The following is a 16,691-nucleotide window of genomic DNA, read 5'->3' as shown; positions in this document are numbered from 1 at the left end:
AAAAAAAACAAAATGAATGAAAATGATCATAGAGCAAATACTCATCATCGATGACGAACCACTTCTTCGCGACTTTCTTTCCGAACTTTTGATTTCTCGTAAGTACCACCCATCAACAGCAGAAAATGTACAAAGTGCAATCAAAAAAATTAAAAATAATCGCTATGATCTTATTATTTCAGATATGAACATGCCTGATGGTTCAGGCTTTGATATTATTAAAATCACAAAACAATACGCCCCTCGCACCCCAATTCTAATGATCACAGCTTACGGCTCTATAGAAAATGCTGTAGAAGCTATGCATCAAGGAGCGTTCAATTACCTAACGAAACCATTTTCTTCAGAAGCTTTATTTGCCTTCATTACTAAAGCCGAAGAACTTCAAAATCTTGTTGAAGAAAACCTATTTCTTACATCCCAACAAACAACAACAAGCACACATCCTCTCATAGCAGAAAGCCAAATCATGAAAGATCTCCTTGTTAAAGCGAAAAAAGCTGCAAACAGCTCTGCAAATCTTTTTATTCATGGAGAATCTGGAAGTGGTAAGGAAGTTCTTTCTTTTTTTATTCACAACAATTCTCCCAGAGCCATAAACCCTTATATCAAAGTGAATTGTGCAGCTATTCCTGAGACACTTCTAGAATCAGAATTTTTTGGCCATGAAAAAGGTGCTTTCACAGGAGCTACAACAAAAAAAGCTGGACGCTTTGAACTCGCCCATAAAGGAACACTACTTTTAGATGAAATCACAGAAATCCCTCTTAACCTACAGGCTAAACTTCTAAGAGCCATTCAAGAAAAAGAATTCGAACATCTAGGGGGCACAAAAACATTCTCCGTAGATATTCGTATACTTGCGACTTCCAATCGAGATCTCAAAGAGGCTATCACGGAGAAACTCTTTCGCCAAGATCTCTATTATCGACTCAATGTTATTCCCTTGCACCTTCCCCCTTTAAGAGATCGTCGGGATGATATTCTCCCTCTTGCAAATTATTTTTTAAACAAATTCTGTCATCAGAATAATTCTCCAAGAAAAACTTTAACTCCAGAGGCAGAGACACTTCTCAAAGATTACCATTGGCCAGGGAACATCCGGGAACTCTCTAATGTTTTGGAAAGAGCCGTTATTCTTGAAAATACTACACTCCTCTCTAAAGAGATGTTAGCACTATACTGAGTCTCTTTCTGAGTTTTACTTGAGTTTCTCCACCACTTCTGTTAAAGTTTTGCGTTAAAGCTTCTAGCTCTCGCCTTAAGCACCGATAGCTCAATTGGATAGAGTACCTGGCTTCGGACCAGGTGGTTGGAGGTTCGAGCCCTCTTCGGTGCGTTAAAGCTTCCTTGAATAAAAGTTTCTCCTTTATAATATGCCTAGGGGGATCTCTTTTTTCTTTTCCAATCGTCCCCATCCATTTATAAAATTAGGAAATGTTATGAAACCTCAGAAAGGCTCAAAATCATCCAAAAAAATAATAAAAACTCACAATTCCCAAACACAAGTAGAAATTACCAGTAAATCTTTTCATATTTCTGAGCCTCTAAGACAACTTATTTTAGAAAAAAGTAAGCATTTTCCAACTTCGGAATCTTTTCGTGTTGTTTTGACTTCTCACAAAGATAAACAAGGAACTGAAGTTCATGTCGTAATTTCTATAGGCAAAAAAACTCTTCAAACAAAAGCCCTTCATACAAATGCTTACACAGCAGTTATCAACGCATTTAAAAAAATACGCACAATAATGAACAAGCTCCATGTTAAGCAGAAAGATAAAACTAAACACTGCCACCCTCTTTCTGAAGAAGAAATACTTTTGGTAGAAAAAGAACAAAAAAGCAAAACTTTAGCAAACGAATGGCTACCTTTCAGCTCCATGGACTCCCAGGATTCCTTAAAAAAAGCTTCGGTTATGTTTCTGCGTCAGAAAGAAAAAAGATCTCCAAGAAAAAATAGCGATTCGTAAGCTGTCTGAAGAAGAGGTCTTTCATAAACTAGAGTCTTCTAACAATCCTACTCTCATTTTCATTAGAGAAAGAAAACAAAATTCAATGCATATACAAACAGCATAACGGCAATTATGTTCTCATCGACCCCATCATCATGCACAGACGAAGAAAACATCTTTCCCTTTGATTCTTCGAAAACAACTAAGATTTTTGATCCAATTCGCAATAAATCTCTAGACTGTACCCCTGAAGAAAAGGTTCGCCAAAACCTCCTTTCTCTTCTAGTTCACAAGCTTCATTATCCTGAAAAACTTATTATTGTAGAAAAAGAGCTCAGAACCCTATTACCACTATTCACCCGAAAAGATGCTCATCTGCCAAAACGACGCCCTGATCTTCTTATCGTTACTCCTCAAATTTACACAAATTGCAAAGGGGATACTTATAAATTCGGTAACCCAAGACCTTTGCTACTCATTGAATGTAAAGCTCGAATTATCAATCAAAATACTCTAATCCAGCTCTTGAGCTATAATTACATTCTTGGCACCTGCTGCCTAGCCATAGTTAGCCGAGACAAACAACTTACAGGATTCATTAATCCCCGAACTCAAACCCTAAATTTCTACTCCGGGCTTCCTGAATATACTCAACTTCTTAATTACTACTGCTCTCTAAACTCTAATTATCCAAAGCTTTAAACTTATGCGAATCTTTTCTTCCGGGATCGTTTTACAAAACCAACCTATTGGGAAAAACCATCTACTTGTTACTCTCTTCTCACCAGAAGGACTCATAACATTCTTTGCCAAACAAGGACAAACTCTACTCTGCCCTCATCGCGAATCTCTTCTCCCTTTTTCATTTGGAAATTATACTTTAGAATACTCTCCACCAAAAATCCGCTCATTTATCTATGGAGAAATTCATCATGACTTTCCAGAACTTAGGCAAACCTATTCTTTACTGCAAGCCGGTGGGAAAATGACTCAAGCTGTTCTTTCCTCTCAATGGAAAGAAAAGCCTTCTTCAGAACTTTTTTCTCTCTTTTTTAACTTTCTCTATCGACTTCATCAAAGCAAAAACCCAGAGCTTTTTTCTGCTATATTTCTTTTAAAGCTTTTGCAGTATGAAGGAATCTTAGATCTCTCCACATCATGTTCTATCTGTAAAACGCCACTAATCGATGCAACATGCTATCGCTATCAAGGGCAAAAATTATGTAAACAACATGCTCCTCAAGAAGCTGTCGTTATAGATAAAAACGAAGAACATATCCTGCAAGCAATCATCTATGCGAAACAATTTGAAGAACTTCTACAACTCGCAAGTTTCCCAATCACTATTGCTGATAAAATTTTCTATATGTTTGAAACTTCTCTCCAAACAAGAGATCAGAAAATTTAGCTTAAGGAAATCGTTCCTCCAGAACTACGAACATGAAAAACTAACGTAATGGGAGAGATCCCTACTAAAGAATTATGATAAGTTTTATTCCATATACCATGACCTTGCTTAACAAAGTCTCCATTAATAAACACTTTTCCTTTAAAAGTTGTTTTGGTGTGAACAATAATTCCCACATCTTGAGGAAGAATTAAAGATATAGGCTGTTCTTCATTACTAATCACAATAGAATTATTCTGAAACCATTGTCCTCGAAAATCCAAATCCATTTTACAAGCAGTGCAAGAAAAGTTTACTGAAGATAAATTCGGATAACAGCCACTGAAGTTCGCTTTTAAAGACCCAAAAGATCCCCGATAAAAAACACTTTCTAACTTAGGAAAATTTCCAGAAGCGTCAAATTTTACCTGCTTCTTACGCTGTGCCTGTATTTCCATGGTCTCCATATCAGGGAAATCCCCAGAAAAATTCAAATGGTGTACAAAAAAAGATTCTTCTTCTGAGACATAATGAGGCACCGCAAAAGCGATCTCATAACCATGAAAAAAACATATTGCCAATAAAAAATACAAAAATCTCAAAAGAAACTCCAAAACAATCATTTACTGGAAAATACAGATCTCAATAGAAAAAAAGAAACTCCATAAGGACAATTGCGAAAGAGGGGACTCGAACCCCTAAGGAAAGCTCCACTACCACCTCAAGATAGCGCGTATACCAATTCCGCCACTTCCGCGAAAGATAAGACAATAAGCTTACCGATGATCCTCCCTTTACCTCAAGAAAAAAAATGTTCCCCATAGAGGAAAAATGAAGTATATTGGAAGCAAAATTTACAAAAGAAATCAAGCTATGCGCTGCGCGGCTTATTGTACAGCATCATCTTACAACCTACACGTTCTTTTTCATCTACTTAAGCCCAATTTTTCAACAATTTTATCCAGAGAATATGTGATGACTTCTAATGAAGAATCCTCAGATCAAATCTCTGTGTTCTTTCCTTATGGCGTTGCTGTCTTTTGGGGATGGGAAGAAGCTGACGAACACAAGCTTCTACAAACGATCATTTCTGCATCACCAGAAATTCTTCCTCGACCAGAAATAGATTACTATAATTTTTATTATGGAGACAAACTACAGATCCGAAGAAACCGTCTTATCCTTGTTGACACCAGTGTGAATACAAAACTTGCTATATCCTTCGGTCTTGCCCAATCCGTAAAGCTTACTATTTTTGAAGAAACTATTTACAAAACTATAGAAGATTCTAAAAGGCTACCCCAAGATCTAGCATTAAAGGGGAAAATCTCCATGCCTCGTAAAGCCATTGCTAAAAAAATAGGTAAACTCTTCCTTGACAAAGCAACAGTTAATCTACATTCCGATATTCTTGATGAACCAGATTTTTTCTGGGAACATCCAGAAACACAACCTATATATCTAGATGTTCTCAGCTGTTTAGACATTGGAGCAAGAATCAACGTACTCAACCATAGACTTACCATATTAGGAGATGTTTTAGAAATTTTAAATGATCAGCTTAATCACCAACATTCTTCTTCTTTAGAATGGACTATCATTTGTCTTATTATGCTTGAGGTTTTTGTCACCTTACTGAAAGATGTTTTCAATTTTTTTTAAATATCTACAACGACTGTTCATACATCTTGCTACTTTTCTTATTCGAGTGTATCAATGGACAATATCTCCCCTTCTCGGTAATCCTTGCCGATTTTTTCCAACGTGTTCTCACTATTCTCTACAAGCTCTAAAAACTCATGGGCTTTTTCGAGGTCTATGGCTTTCACTACGAAGAATTGGGAAATGTGCTCCCTGGCACCCTGGAGGAATCGATCTCGTCCCTAAGACGACTTTAAAGGAAGCCTTAGAACCTTACCAGGAAGTAAGCGATGATGAGAAAGTTGATTAATACGCATAATCTCTTCTATGGAAATGCCAAAATGACGTGCAATCAACCACAGAGAGTCTCCTTCTTTTATTACATACTCTTGCATAGAAGAGGTAACCTCTGCAGAATCTTGAAAAATTGCATTTGTAATCTGATCCTGACGCGGCGTTTCAGCTAACCGAGTAAGAAAATCTTGACTATACTGAGATTCCCGAGGTAACAAACGAATTAATCTTTGCAAATCTTCATTACTAAACTCATGTAAAACAACTTCAGCATCATGTATTAATAACAACAATGCTGCCAGAGGCTCATCTCTTTCTAAATAAGCTCGTAAAATCTTTAAACGTTCTTGATCTGAAATAGCGCAAGAATGGTTTTCTTCATTACATAAAGAGAAAAATAATTCTTCTCCTCCTTGGATTATCATGCGAGCTAGAGAGGCAACAGATATCTCTTTATCCGCACCAGCAAGTAACGTCCTCAAGTATAAAAATTCAGGAGAAAGGCAGAAATTATATAAACAATCCTCATCAACCTTTCCTTCATTCAAAGCACAAGAAATCATCCTAAACAATCCCCTAGAAGTATAAGGATATTTCTGAATAGAAAGATAACGCAAGACTGTAGTAAATTCTTTCTCTTTAAGATTAGGTAACAACCACGTTGTGGATCGATCTCTTAACTCTATGAATGTCAATTTATGAGAAAGTGCAGGAGAGATATCTATATCAAATTTTTGGATAGCAATACTTAATGCCCACAGTTTCATGGGATAACCAAAAACATATCGCTCTTCAGAAAATAAAGAAAAAAGCTCCGAAAGCGAAGAAGTCGAAAGTTTTTGTAAGAAATCTTCGGGAACAGGAGTTTTTCTGTAGTTTTTTGCTATTAGAGATCCTGAAAAAAGATGTAATTTATAAATGTCTTTTCGAAAAATCGCTGAATAAAACAATAAAAGAAACAGAACATTCAGTCCAAGACTTAGAACTAAAATTTGCCTAAGCCTTTTTATTTGCTTTCTCGCAGCCATGATTTCTGCTCCGCAATCCCAATAGTTCTCCGAAGACGAAAATACTTGCCACTATACACAACTCCTCGTAAAATCTCTCTAAAAATAGCCTCTGACGAAGTATCCATGCATGTCCCCTTATCCTTACTGCAAACATACTTTTCTTCCCCTCTTCTCACAAAAGAAATTTTAGAAGCCTGCGATCGTATCGGAATAGAAGCCGAGGTTTGCTCAGAAAATTCTTGCTCGTTTTCTTCGGTCATCACTGCAAAAATTTTAAAAACATCTCCCCACCCTAATGCTGATAAATTACAAGTGGCTGTCCTCTTTGACGGGAATCAAGAATATCAAGTCGTTTGTGGAGCTCCAAATTGCCGAACAGGCATTGTAGTTCCGCTAGCAATTCCAGGAGCTAAGCTTACGGACAATGAAGGACAAGTCTTCTCTATAAAAAAATCTAAATTACGAGGGATAGAATCTCAAGGCATGTGTTGCGGAGCTGATGAACTCGGTCTTCATGAATATCACACTCAACAACGAGGTCTTCTTGAACTTCCAGAGGAGACACCACTTGGAGAAGATGTCGCAACGCTATTCAGAAAAGTCTCGCTAGAATTATCACTAACTCCAAATTTAGGTCATTGTGCCTCTCTTTTCGGACTAGCCAGAGAAATTTCCTATGTAACTTCAGTAAGCCTTGTTCTTCCCAAAGCAATTTCTCTGGCTCCCTTGAAAGTTCAAGCAGTTTCCTCAAAAAATGATTCTAATATTTGCCCTTTGTTTTGCTATGCAAAGATCTCCGGAATAGATCCTCTTCTCCCATCTCCACAAGAACTTCAAGATATTCTATATTCCCTAAAACAAAAATCTATAAATACAATAGTAGATATTACTAACTATATTATGTTTGCTTTGGGTCAACCCTTACATGCCTATGACGCTAAGCAAGCAGATATTCACTCATTACGAGTACAAGCATTAGATTCGACACAATCTTTTGTACTTTTGAATAATGAAACCGTAACTCTTCCAGAAACTTCAACTGTTATTTGTGATGACCATCAAATTTTGGCTCTTGGTGGAGTTATGGGTGGATTCAATAGTGCAGTAACAAATTCTACAACAGAAATCATTTTAGAAGCCGCCTATTTTCCTCCTAAAGTAATTCGAGCATCTCAACGACTTCTTCCGATACATTCAGAAGCAGCTTATAGATTTTCTCGAGGTGTAGACTATAATAACGTCTTACCATCTCTTTTTGCTGCAATACATTCTATTTTAAAAGTGTTCCCTAAAGCACAGTGCTCTGAAATATATACCATGGGAGAAACACAGTCTTCTTCAAAGACACTAGAATTACGTTCTTCTACAGTTCAAAGAATATTAGGGGAAAAAATCTCTAAAGAAACTCTTAAAGAGAAACTTCAATCTCTGGGATTTTCTTCTCTGACAGAAAATCCTAATAGCATTGTTGTTAAAATTCCTTCTTATCGTCACGATATTGTTGAGGAGATTGATCTTGTTGAAGAAATTTCTAGAACTCAATCTTGGCACCTAAAATCTCAAAAGCAAACACCTATTTGTACTCCTGTTTATGCATTAAAACGTCATCTCGTTAATTTCCTAGCTAATTCAGGCCTTCAACAGTTTTTCACGAGCGATCTTTTAAATCCAAAAACTGCAGATTTATATGAGGCAGAACAAAATGTTATTACCTTACAAGGTTCTAAACACGCAACTGTATTACGCCCTTCTTTACTTCCTGGATTATTAGAAAGCTCAGCAACTAATCTGCATAGGCAAGCAGAAGGCATATATGCTTTTGAACTTGGATCTGTGTACGAAAAAATCTCTTCTCAATATAAAGAAAATCAAAAATTAGGAATTATTCTTGCAGGACAGTCAGAGACACTATCATGGCAGGTTACTCGTCTTCAGTTATCATTTTATACACTAAAGAGTTGGGTAGAGAAAATTTTAGAAAATCTAAATATCTCTTCTAAAATCTATACTCTAAAACCTAGTAATAATCCAAATTTTCATCCTTATCAACAAGGTCAAATATGTTTACATAAACATGTTTTAGGAATCTTAGGAACTGTTCATCCACGCATTACAAAAAAAGTTCACATCAAACAACCGATTTTTTTTGGAGAACTTTCTATAGATATTTTATGTCAGTTACAAAAAAAATCTGTTAAGCATTATACCCCCTATCCAATATATCCATCTTCATTTCGAGATGTCACTATCACGGTTCCTGAAGATCTTCCTGCAGACTCTTTACGTCAAGGATTTTTAAACAGCCAATCTAAATGGCTTGAAAGAGTTTCTATTATCAGTATATATCAAGATAAAGCTTCAAAAAAGCAGGACAAAAATGTTTCTCTACGGTTAGTTTTTCAAAATCGAGAGAGAACTTTATCCAACCAAGAAATAGAAGAAGAGTATGATCGCCTAGTTGCTAGAATTACTCAGCAACTCCAAAACAAAGGGATTATCAATACATGAGACAATTACTTTTTTGTATTATATTTACACTATCTTGTTCTGCTTATGGATCTATTCGAAAAAATGATCCTTCAGTTATAAAAGAGACATTCCGAAATAACTATGGTATTATTGTATCGGGTCAAGAGTGGACTAGACGAGGTTGTGATGGAACCATAACAAAAGTCTTAAAGGACGGTTCTACTCTTCACGAAGTTTATACTAATGGTCTTCTTCATGGAGAAATCACTCTCACATTCCCGCATACAACAACCTTTGCAGTCATAAAAACCTATGATCAAGGTAGACTTACCTCCTACAAAACCTTCTTTCATAATGGACAACCTTTTCAAGAAGAACTATTTCAAGAAGACGGTTCTTTTACAGTAGTTCGTTGGCCAGACACAAAAGATAACGATACAATTACAGACCCTTACTTTATAGAAACAACTTATCAAGGTTGCATTCTTGAGGGGAGCTATTGCTCATTCAATGGAAAATACTCTTCAAAAATTCATAATGGAGAAGGTGTACGCTCCATTTTTTCTCCTAGCAACGTCTTACTTGCTGAAGAAACTTTCTATGAAGGAATTATGACAAAAAGAACTACATTTTATCCTAATAGAGATCCTGAAACAATCACACACTTTGTAAATGATCAACCTCATGGCTTACGGTTTACCTATCTCATAGGCGGTATACCGAATACAATCGAAGAATGGCGTTCTGGATATCAAGATGGGACAACTACAGTGTTCAAAAATGGCTGTAAAGTGTCTGAAATTTCTTTCGTTAAAGGGAAAAAGGAGGGCATAGAACTGCGATATAATGAGCAGGAAATTGTCGCTGAAGAAGTGTCTTGGCAAAACAACGTTCTTCATGGCATGAGAAAAATTTATGCCGGAGGGATATATAAGAGCGAGTGGTATCATCGAGGTCGCTTAGTCTCTAAAGCCAAATTTGAGCGTCTTAATACTACAGGGTAAACCTTTATAATGAAGGAAAACTTGTTAGTCCCTAAATCGCTAAAACATTTGTTATCACAAGCTTGCTCACAAGGCTTACCGATAGCAAAATATCCTCCTCTGCAATTCATTGTATATTTTCATAATAACTTTGTTATAAAAACAAAGCTTACTGTAGCTCCAGTATTTACATGCCTATTTCTAGGGCCAGCCTCACATAAAGCTATGGAGGAAATTATTCTATGGGGATCTCAATATGCACAAAAATGTCCTCCTCAAATTCCTTCTTACATTGATAAAACTCTAATCTCAGAAAAACACTATAGAATTTTGAATGCTTTAACAATGATTCCTTTTGGAGAAAAGCGTACTTATTCAGAAATTGCTACCCAAATAAAATCTCATCCACGGGCTATTGGAATCGCATGCAAGCATAATCCTTTTCTTTTATTTTTTCCTTGTCATAGAGTTCTTGGAAGTCGTGGAGAACAGCATTATATTGCTGGTCAGCAAATCCATAATGTTCTTCTGAACTTTGAAACAAAAAAAGACTCTTAATCTTGTAAACGGGGATCTAGGGCGTCTCTCACACCATCTCCAATTAACGCAATAGCAATGAGTAGTGCTGTTAGCATAAACGCTGGTGGCCAAAGTATAACACTTTCTGAAGGAAATCCCGAAACACCTTCACGCATGAGGTTACCCCAAGATGCCGAACTTTCTTCTCCTAAACCTAAGAAAGTCAATCCTGCTTCACAACCAATCATTGACATCATTGAAAACGGCAATAAAGAAATTACGGGGACAATAGCATTAGGTAAAATTTGATGAACCATGATGTGGTAATGACTATAGCCTAAATTACTAGCAGCCAGAACATAAGCCATATTACGTTGTTTCAAGGTTTCTAATCGAACATACCTACTGAATCCCGTCCAACCAAAACATCCCAAAAGTACAGTATCCAAGATCAAAGATTTTTGCTGAGTAATGGATACAACGAGCATTAAAATAAACAACATAGGCATGGTTTCCCAAATTTCGGTAAATCGGGAAAGAAGCATATCTACAGAACCACCAAAATATCCAGAAATCAGACCAACAATTACTCCAAGAGTAAGAGCGATTGCAACGCCAATACCACCAACAATTAAAGCAATTCGAATCCCAAAGACTAATGAAGCTAAAAGATCCTTACGATTTATCCTAGTTAACTGCCACCATGCAACATGCTTGTTCATTTCACGAGATCCTCCAGCATCATCTTCCCAGTGAAAACAACTAAAAAGCGGGCTTATAAGAATTTTCAACTCTTGAGATTCTTTTTCTATCCAAGCGAGTTTATCCTGAATAAAATTTTTAACACTATGCAGCTTTGTGTACTCATCTAATATTCTTCGAGTTTCAAGTAAATTATTACGATAAGGCTCTGTTTTTCTTTCAATATCAGCATAAGCTAAAAGAAGCTCTTCTGGCTGTTCCCAATTATTATACGAAGCGAGATTCAATTCATGCTGAATGCGAATTAAAGACATCAAGAATGGTCTATAATTATCTATAACATGATCCCAAGAAAGAAGAGCTGTATCGTAAGCTATCTGCAATTTATTGAGTCTTTGTTGCAATCTTATTAAAGAAATCTTCTCATTCTTTTTATCTAAATTTCGCAATGTTGGCATGGGGGTATTACGAAAACCTTCAAAAGCAACACGATACTTCTGAACTGCAGCATCTTGTTTTTTACGATATGCAGACTTTATTAAAATCCCTAGCAGCTCATATTTACTCATGTAGTGCCGCTCCATTTCCCAAGTCCGCATATCTTTTGGCATCACTGTTAGAGCTTCTACATTTGCTTTAAGAAGGTTTTCTCGAATCTTTTCTGCTCGCAATTTTTTTAGAGATTCATTTACTGCTGGATCTTGAATTTTTCCAGAACATACCCAGAAAAACCCAAAGAACTGCAGTAGGATTAAACAAATAACAACAATTTTTCGTTTCCTTCCCTGAAGAAATTTATAAGACAAAACAAAACACGGGAATGTCAACATAAGCACGTTGAAAAACAAATCTATAGGCTTAGTATAAAACCCTGGGAAAAACAAATATCTAAGTAAAGGAGAGAAAGTCTCCGAATGCCACTTTACTAGTAGGGGCTTACTGCTAGCAAATAAAGGAGCGTATATCCCAATTATGGTAATTAGGACAAAAAACTTCCATGCAAGAGAGGCGAGTAGGTTCTTGTGATATGCTAAACAAAAGCGTCGAAAAAAAGAAATAGGAGCTCCCATCTAAATCTTCTTACCCTCAAATTGGACTCTAGGATCTAATACAACATAAAAAATATCTCCAAGTAAATATCCAACTAAAGACAAAGCGGATCCTAAAAGAACAGAAAATAAGACCACATTGTGATCTCGATTTAAGATTGCCTGATAAAAAAACTTTCCAAAGCCATCAATATCAAATAACGTTTCAACAACCAGAGCTCCGCCAAGTAGAGTTCCTAAAGAAGATGCTAAAGAGGTAACAAGAGCTGCTGCTGCATTTTTTCCAACATGCTTAACAATAATATTAGATTGAGAAATCCCTCGTGCTTTAGCTGCACAAATATAATCTTGGCTCAAAATTTCAAGAAATATAGATCGACTCAATCGAGATTGAGCAGCAAAAGCTCCATAACTAACAGCACAAAATGGTAAGAAACCATGCGCGATAATATCTAACAAACGTCCAAAAGAACTCAGTTCGTTGAAGATTTCTGAAGGAGATCGCAATCCACTATAGGGCATAGGAATCGATGTAAAGGGAATGGTCCTATTGATAACAAAAGTTTCTAGAATCCAAGGAACTGCGACAAAAACTGGTATCGAAAATAAAATTAAAAAGATGAAGTTTAAAGAGTGGTCCAACCAATGATTTCTTTTCAGAGCCATGATCATACCAAAAATCTGACATAAAACAAATCCCACAATCATAGGTAATATTGATAAAGTCAAAGAACATTGTAAACGTTTAGCGACTTCAGATATCACAGTCTTATGAGAATCATTACGTAATGTTCCAAAATCTAGCTTTATAATCCGTGATATATAACGAGAAAAACGTGTTTCAAAAAAAAATGTCTGCCATGTTCTTTTAATATTGTAGGAAAAGGCCTCAATTCCACCCTGATCTTTAAACCATTGCTTTAGGACAAGAATTTTTGCTTCAATATCTTCTTCTGATAATTGCTTTACTAATAAAGCATTACTTTCAGAAATTTCTTGGTTATATTCTCTTTGTTTAGAAGAAAGATTTGCGCCAACAATCCCTTGACGGATCCCTCCTCGAATGAATAAATCAGCTGCGACATGTCGATATACAATCTCTTGAGAAGGGTTGCTAGCTTCAAATAATAAGATTGGCATAATAAATTTTGCACGATCTCCCCAAAGCACCTTTAATTTTGAAAAACTTTTGCCTTTTGATGATTTATTTTGTGAGCTTTGTACTAATTCCTCTACACCTGCTTTTATTTTTTCATGGGAAAGCTTTGGTCGAGAATTAAAAAATATGGGTAAAGTTAGCCCATAATGTTCTCGAAACTGTAGGTAGCGATCGGGTCCCTTATAAGTTCGAATCTTATCAGATTTTCCCGCCTCTCCCCGAGCATCAACTGACTGATCTTCTATAATATCTCCGGGAGCCAAATTTAATATGACAAAATTAATAGAAATTATTGCGAATAAAGTCAGGGGAATTAAGATTAGACGCTTTAAGATGTACTTAAACACTCTTCCTCCTGTCTATCTAACCAAACCATCTTAAGATTGACAGTCTCATCTTGAGCTTCTGGAATTAAATCAGTTCTTACTTTTGGAACAAAAACGTTTTTTACATAATCCTTATATAGCAATGAAAACTTTCTAGAAAAAAGAAAGGCATAGGGAGCTTCTTTGTGTATCAAATCATGAAAACGGTGATAAAGTTGAAGACGTTCTTGCGCATCGTACTCATAACTGAGGCTTTCTATAATAGAATCCGCTTCAGCATTATGAAAACCAACAACATTAGCAGAGCCTTTTTCCATAGCACCTTCAGAATGCCATAAAGCACGAGGATCTTCAGGAGGCGATCCTAAAGACCAGCCAAGTAAAATTGCATCGAAATTCTTTTCTTCAAAAGCTAAAGAAAGATCTGCTGTATCTAAACCAAGTAAACTACATTCTATACCAATTTCCCGACATGCTGTAGCAACATATTCTGCAATAGTTCTCGCAGTAAAACTTTTTACAAAATAGCATAAACGAAAACGAAACGGAACTATAACACCATCAATAATTTTTTCACGAATTCCATCACCATCTGTATCTATCCAGCCATCCTCTTCAAGCAAACGTGCTGCTTCTTCGGGAGAAAAATGCCAGCCCTCTATCTCATGATTATAAGATGGTGAACAATAAGCGAAGGGACCACTTATAGTATAACCTCTGCCATCTAAACACTGTTCTATAATCCGATCTCGATCAATAGCCATATTCATAGCTTGTCTAACTTCACGACTTTGGAAAAACAATGAATAACAGTTCCATCCGATATAGGTATAACAACGGTCCATAAATACAAGCTCATGAATAGCCTCCCCCTTGGCAACCTGCTTACTATAAGCTGCACTCTTCATAAAGGCTTCAAAGTTGTCTCCTTGGTTTGGGGGGAGATAAGCAATGTCTAACTTCCCAGTTTTAAAATCTTGGAATAAGGAGTCGGAACTATCTTTAAAATACGCATGATGTTTTTCTACGAGAGCTTCTAAAGGATTATAATGATCAGGATTACGACAAAACATTACTTTTTCATTATCCATACCAGCAAAATAAAAGGCTCCGCAGCTTACAATATAATTATTTGCCCAGTGCTCTGCAAAATTTTGAGCCCAAACAGAGTCTTTCCGATAGATTTCTGAATCATGATCATCCTTTATTATTTTCTCTCCATTAGCAAAATGTTGATAAACAAAACGAGGTAACGGCTGTAAACACAATGTATTGAAAAACGCGGAATAAAGAACTTTTTTATCCTCTTTTCCCTCATCATTCACAATAGTATGAGCTTTCCAACGAACGATAAACTTCAAATCATTTTCAACAGAAATAGATACAATATCCTCGAAATAAGAACGCAAAGCTACTGCTCGCATCTCTGCAACGTAAGGATTCATAACCACATCGTAATAAAATTTAAAATCGTGAGCTGTTAATGGATGTGATTGAGAAAAGCTTTCAGCTAACTGGATATGTTTTGGGAATAAACTAGCGTTAATAGGTTTCCAAAACACATTAGGACGTAAATAGACGTGGAACTCTTTATCTCCAGTTCCATCAAGCACACTACGCTCTTCTATTTTTATAGCAAGATCTGGACTAAATGCTTCATATTTTCCGACGTGAGCTTTAGCCAAAGAGGGAACGCAAAGCTCGTACAAACTTATAACATAATCAAATCCATTAAAAGGATTGAAATTTTCTGGTTTCCCTACATGAGCTGTACGTAAAATCCCTTTAGCAATAAAATTTTCACCTAATAACCTTGGTAAGGTTTGTTGAACATAGGGATCTATAGAAAGCAAATTAGGATAAGAAGAATCACCACATAGAGCTCCAAGAAATGTATCTTGTGTACTATGGACTGGGAGAGTCTGAGAAGAAGTCGTTGTTTGAGTAACACGCTGTTTTATAATGCGAGAAAGCTCTCGAATATCTTCTTGAAGGGAAGTTATGTTTTTTTTTACAACTTTAACATCTTTTTCAAGAAGATCGGAGGACCAATATAGCAATATCAAAGAGACTGCTACGACACATTTCAAAAATTTATCTAATATACATCGTTTACTCATATACAATAGATCCCTTTCTCTCTGACAAGGTTTTAGGATCTTGGCTGTCTCTTGAAGAAACCACACTCACCTATGCTGTAAACCTTTTAGGCCCAAGAGATACCAATGTACCATAGGTTTAGAAAAGCGCCTAAAAAAAAATTATAGATTAGAAAAGAAAAAGAAGAAGTAGAAAAACAGGTAGTAAAACTACCTGTTTTTCTATTCTTAAAGAACAACCTTATTCTCCGGGATCAAACCCATGAGGTCCGAATTCGTTTCCTTCTGGTTTTTCTCTATCATCAATATCTGATGATTCTTGCTGTGTTGAGGAACCATCTTCGCCTTGTTCGTCTTGGTGTTCTTGTGAAGATACGTTATTATCTTCACTACCAAATACAGAACTTTGCATAGTAGGAACGACAAGAGCTAGAAGAAGTGTTAAAATCAACTTTTTCATATTAGTTCTCCTTGTTAAATTGCGTCGCCTGCATAAAAGTAAGAAATCATACAACTAAAGTCTCTGATACAGATTGCGCGAACGCTATAATTTCTGCGGATTGTACGATAAGAAGAGAATAGAGGCAATTTAAAAACTAAGAGAAAATTACACTCAAATATAATTAAGTAGATTGTTCCGGTAATAAATAGATGCCACTGAGTAGTATGCATATTCCTAAAATTAAAGAACTAATCGCCAAAGGAATAGGAGACAATCCCAAAGACAAACACCCTTGAACATATATATCGGAAAAAGCAGTCGTATTGAAAACAACGTACACGGCAGCAGAAGCAAGCAAAGCTATTAGCAATCCTATAATTGCTATAGCGCAAGCAATCTCATATCGCATACGAACAGAAAAAGAGGCTCGCCATGAAACGCTAATCCTGTCACATAAACTAGATTGATCTATAATGGAGTCATTATGAATTCTACTCATACTTTACCAAAGAAATTTAGAAGATCTATTATAAAATAAAAGTAAAAAACTAATAATTATTATATTCTACTCCATAAAATTTTATTAATCTCTGAGATTTTTTATAATCTCTTTTTTTTAATTCTTCGTATATTCGTAACCCCCGAGCATTCATTCCTTG

At 36.1% G+C, this 16,691-nt stretch carries 16 protein-coding genes, 2 tRNA genes and 1 pseudogene; 10 read left to right on the top strand and 9 right to left on the bottom strand.

Features of this window, described 5'->3' with window-relative positions; genetic code table 11:
- Nucleotides 1–22: 22 nt before the first annotated feature.
- The 5 genes from JMS40_RS02160 (at nucleotide 23) to recO (ending at nucleotide 3,360) form a co-directional block, all read left to right on the top strand.
- Nucleotides 23–1,186 carry a sigma-54 dependent transcriptional regulator gene (locus JMS40_RS02160; protein WP_201456660.1) on the top strand — a complete coding sequence of 388 codons (1,164 nt, stop codon included), beginning with the start codon at nucleotides 23–25 and terminating at the stop codon, nucleotides 1,184–1,186.
- Between the two features lie 79 nt (nucleotides 1,187–1,265).
- A tRNA-Arg gene (locus JMS40_RS02155) sits at nucleotides 1,266–1,339 on the top strand.
- 103 nt (nucleotides 1,340–1,442) lie between these two features.
- The gene (locus JMS40_RS02150; protein ID WP_236558932.1) at nucleotides 1,443–1,970 is read left to right on the top strand and encodes an HPF/RaiA family ribosome-associated protein; all 528 of its coding nucleotides are present in this window, start codon (nucleotides 1,443–1,445) and stop codon (nucleotides 1,968–1,970) included.
- Between the two features lie 114 nt (nucleotides 1,971–2,084).
- On the top strand, nucleotides 2,085–2,654 hold the full coding sequence (locus JMS40_RS02145) for a type I restriction enzyme HsdR N-terminal domain-containing protein (protein ID WP_201456639.1): 570 nt from the start codon (nucleotides 2,085–2,087) through the stop codon (nucleotides 2,652–2,654).
- Nucleotides 2,655–2,658: 4 nt separating this feature from the next.
- Entirely contained in the window at nucleotides 2,659–3,360 is a 702-nt protein-coding gene (recO, locus tag JMS40_RS02140) for a DNA repair protein RecO (RefSeq protein ID WP_201456638.1), read from the top strand.
- On the opposite strand, the gene JMS40_RS02135 is transcribed toward recO, so the two are convergent.
- Nucleotides 3,357–3,941: a hypothetical protein gene (locus JMS40_RS02135; RefSeq protein ID WP_201456637.1), complete on the bottom strand. Its 585-nt coding sequence runs from the start codon at nucleotides 3,939–3,941 to the stop codon at nucleotides 3,357–3,359. The genes recO and JMS40_RS02135 overlap by 4 nt on opposite strands.
- A 73-nt stretch (nucleotides 3,942–4,014) precedes the next feature.
- Nucleotides 4,015–4,096: transfer RNA gene (locus tag JMS40_RS02130), tRNA-Leu, on the bottom strand.
- 116 nt (nucleotides 4,097–4,212) lie between these two features.
- On the opposite strand from JMS40_RS02130, the gene JMS40_RS02125 reads away from it, so the two are divergent.
- Together JMS40_RS02125 and yidD are read left to right on the top strand one after the other, a co-directional pair.
- Nucleotides 4,213–5,001, top strand: a complete 789-nt coding sequence (locus JMS40_RS02125) for an RMD1 family protein (protein WP_201456659.1) — start codon at nucleotides 4,213–4,215, stop codon at nucleotides 4,999–5,001.
- Nucleotides 4,982–5,290, top strand: coding sequence for a membrane protein insertion efficiency factor YidD (yidD, locus tag JMS40_RS02120; RefSeq protein ID WP_201456636.1), 309 nt, complete (start codon nucleotides 4,982–4,984; stop codon nucleotides 5,288–5,290). The genes JMS40_RS02125 and yidD overlap by 20 nt, the downstream gene beginning before the upstream one ends.
- Here the strand turns inward: yidD and JMS40_RS02115 are convergent.
- A complete protein-coding gene (locus tag JMS40_RS02115; protein WP_201456635.1) occupies nucleotides 5,223–6,302 on the bottom strand; it encodes a LysM peptidoglycan-binding domain-containing protein in 1,080 nt (359 codons plus the stop codon). The genes yidD and JMS40_RS02115 overlap by 68 nt on opposite strands.
- A gap of 105 nt (nucleotides 6,303–6,407) precedes the next feature.
- Between JMS40_RS02115 and pheT the strand changes: the two genes are divergently transcribed.
- The 3 genes from pheT to JMS40_RS02100 are packed head-to-tail and all read left to right on the top strand — an operon-like array spanning nucleotide 6,408 to nucleotide 10,294.
- The gene (gene pheT, locus JMS40_RS02110; protein WP_201456658.1) at nucleotides 6,408–8,792 is read left to right on the top strand and encodes a phenylalanine--tRNA ligase subunit beta; all 2,385 of its coding nucleotides are present in this window, start codon (nucleotides 6,408–6,410) and stop codon (nucleotides 8,790–8,792) included.
- Entirely contained in the window at nucleotides 8,789–9,757 is a 969-nt protein-coding gene (locus JMS40_RS02105) for a toxin-antitoxin system YwqK family antitoxin (RefSeq protein ID WP_201456634.1), read from the top strand. The genes pheT and JMS40_RS02105 overlap by 4 nt, the downstream gene beginning before the upstream one ends.
- A gap of 9 nt (nucleotides 9,758–9,766) precedes the next feature.
- Nucleotides 9,767–10,294, top strand: coding sequence for an MGMT family protein (locus JMS40_RS02100; RefSeq protein WP_201456633.1), 528 nt, complete (start codon nucleotides 9,767–9,769; stop codon nucleotides 10,292–10,294).
- Here JMS40_RS02100 and JMS40_RS02095 read toward each other — a convergent pair.
- The 6 genes and pseudogenes from JMS40_RS02095 to JMS40_RS04600 form a co-directional block, all read right to left on the bottom strand.
- Nucleotides 10,291–12,027: an ABC transporter permease gene (locus tag JMS40_RS02095; RefSeq protein ID WP_201456632.1), complete on the bottom strand. Its 1,737-nt coding sequence runs from the start codon at nucleotides 12,025–12,027 to the stop codon at nucleotides 10,291–10,293. The genes JMS40_RS02100 and JMS40_RS02095 overlap by 4 nt on opposite strands.
- A complete protein-coding gene (locus JMS40_RS02090) occupies nucleotides 12,028–13,512 on the bottom strand; it encodes an ABC transporter permease (protein WP_201456631.1) in 1,485 nt (494 codons plus the stop codon). It lies immediately after the preceding gene.
- Nucleotides 13,494–15,596: an ABC transporter substrate-binding protein gene (locus JMS40_RS02085; protein WP_236558935.1), complete on the bottom strand. Its 2,103-nt coding sequence runs from the start codon at nucleotides 15,594–15,596 to the stop codon at nucleotides 13,494–13,496. Before JMS40_RS02085 ends, JMS40_RS02090 begins: the two co-directional genes overlap by 19 nt.
- 235 nt (nucleotides 15,597–15,831) lie before the next feature.
- Nucleotides 15,832–16,050: a hypothetical protein gene (locus JMS40_RS02080; RefSeq protein ID WP_201456629.1), complete on the bottom strand. Its 219-nt coding sequence runs from the start codon at nucleotides 16,048–16,050 to the stop codon at nucleotides 15,832–15,834.
- Between the two features lie 163 nt (nucleotides 16,051–16,213).
- Entirely contained in the window at nucleotides 16,214–16,531 is a 318-nt protein-coding gene (locus tag JMS40_RS02075) for a hypothetical protein (RefSeq protein WP_201456628.1), read from the bottom strand.
- A gap of 49 nt (nucleotides 16,532–16,580) precedes the next feature.
- Nucleotides 16,581–16,691: pseudogene (locus JMS40_RS04600) on the bottom strand (hypothetical protein); the annotation flags it as partial.

The organism is Chlamydia sp. 17-3921 (genome assembly GCF_902705545.1).
Taxonomy (GTDB): domain Bacteria; phylum Chlamydiota; class Chlamydiia; order Chlamydiales; family Chlamydiaceae; genus Chlamydia.
This window is presented reverse-complemented; position numbering and strand designations above follow the sequence as displayed.

Excerpts from the sequence above, each read along its gene's own strand:
- JMS40_RS02075 (WP_201456628.1), bottom strand. The coding sequence starts at position 16,531 with ATGAGTAGAATTCATAATGACTCCATTATAGATCAATCTAGTTTATGT.
- pheT (WP_201456658.1), top strand. The coding sequence starts at position 6,408 with ATGCATGTCCCCTTATCCTTACTGCAAACATACTTTTCTTCCCCTCTT.
- JMS40_RS02125 (WP_201456659.1), top strand. The coding sequence starts at position 4,213 with ATGCGCTGCGCGGCTTATTGTACAGCATCATCTTACAACCTACACGTT.
- JMS40_RS02160 (WP_201456660.1), top strand. The coding sequence starts at position 23 with ATGATCATAGAGCAAATACTCATCATCGATGACGAACCACTTCTTCGC.
- yidD (WP_201456636.1), top strand. The coding sequence starts at position 4,982 with ATGTTTTCAATTTTTTTTAAATATCTACAACGACTGTTCATACATCTT.
- recO (WP_201456638.1), top strand. The coding sequence starts at position 2,659 with ATGCGAATCTTTTCTTCCGGGATCGTTTTACAAAACCAACCTATTGGG.
- JMS40_RS02150 (WP_236558932.1), top strand. The coding sequence starts at position 1,443 with ATGAAACCTCAGAAAGGCTCAAAATCATCCAAAAAAATAATAAAAACT.
- JMS40_RS02115 (WP_201456635.1), bottom strand. The coding sequence starts at position 6,302 with ATGGCTGCGAGAAAGCAAATAAAAAGGCTTAGGCAAATTTTAGTTCTA.
- JMS40_RS02100 (WP_201456633.1), top strand. The coding sequence starts at position 9,767 with ATGAAGGAAAACTTGTTAGTCCCTAAATCGCTAAAACATTTGTTATCA.
- JMS40_RS02105 (WP_201456634.1), top strand. The coding sequence starts at position 8,789 with ATGAGACAATTACTTTTTTGTATTATATTTACACTATCTTGTTCTGCT.
- JMS40_RS02095 (WP_201456632.1), bottom strand. The coding sequence starts at position 12,027 with ATGGGAGCTCCTATTTCTTTTTTTCGACGCTTTTGTTTAGCATATCAC.
- JMS40_RS02145 (WP_201456639.1), top strand. The coding sequence starts at position 2,085 with ATGTTCTCATCGACCCCATCATCATGCACAGACGAAGAAAACATCTTT.
- JMS40_RS02080 (WP_201456629.1), bottom strand. The coding sequence starts at position 16,050 with ATGAAAAAGTTGATTTTAACACTTCTTCTAGCTCTTGTCGTTCCTACT.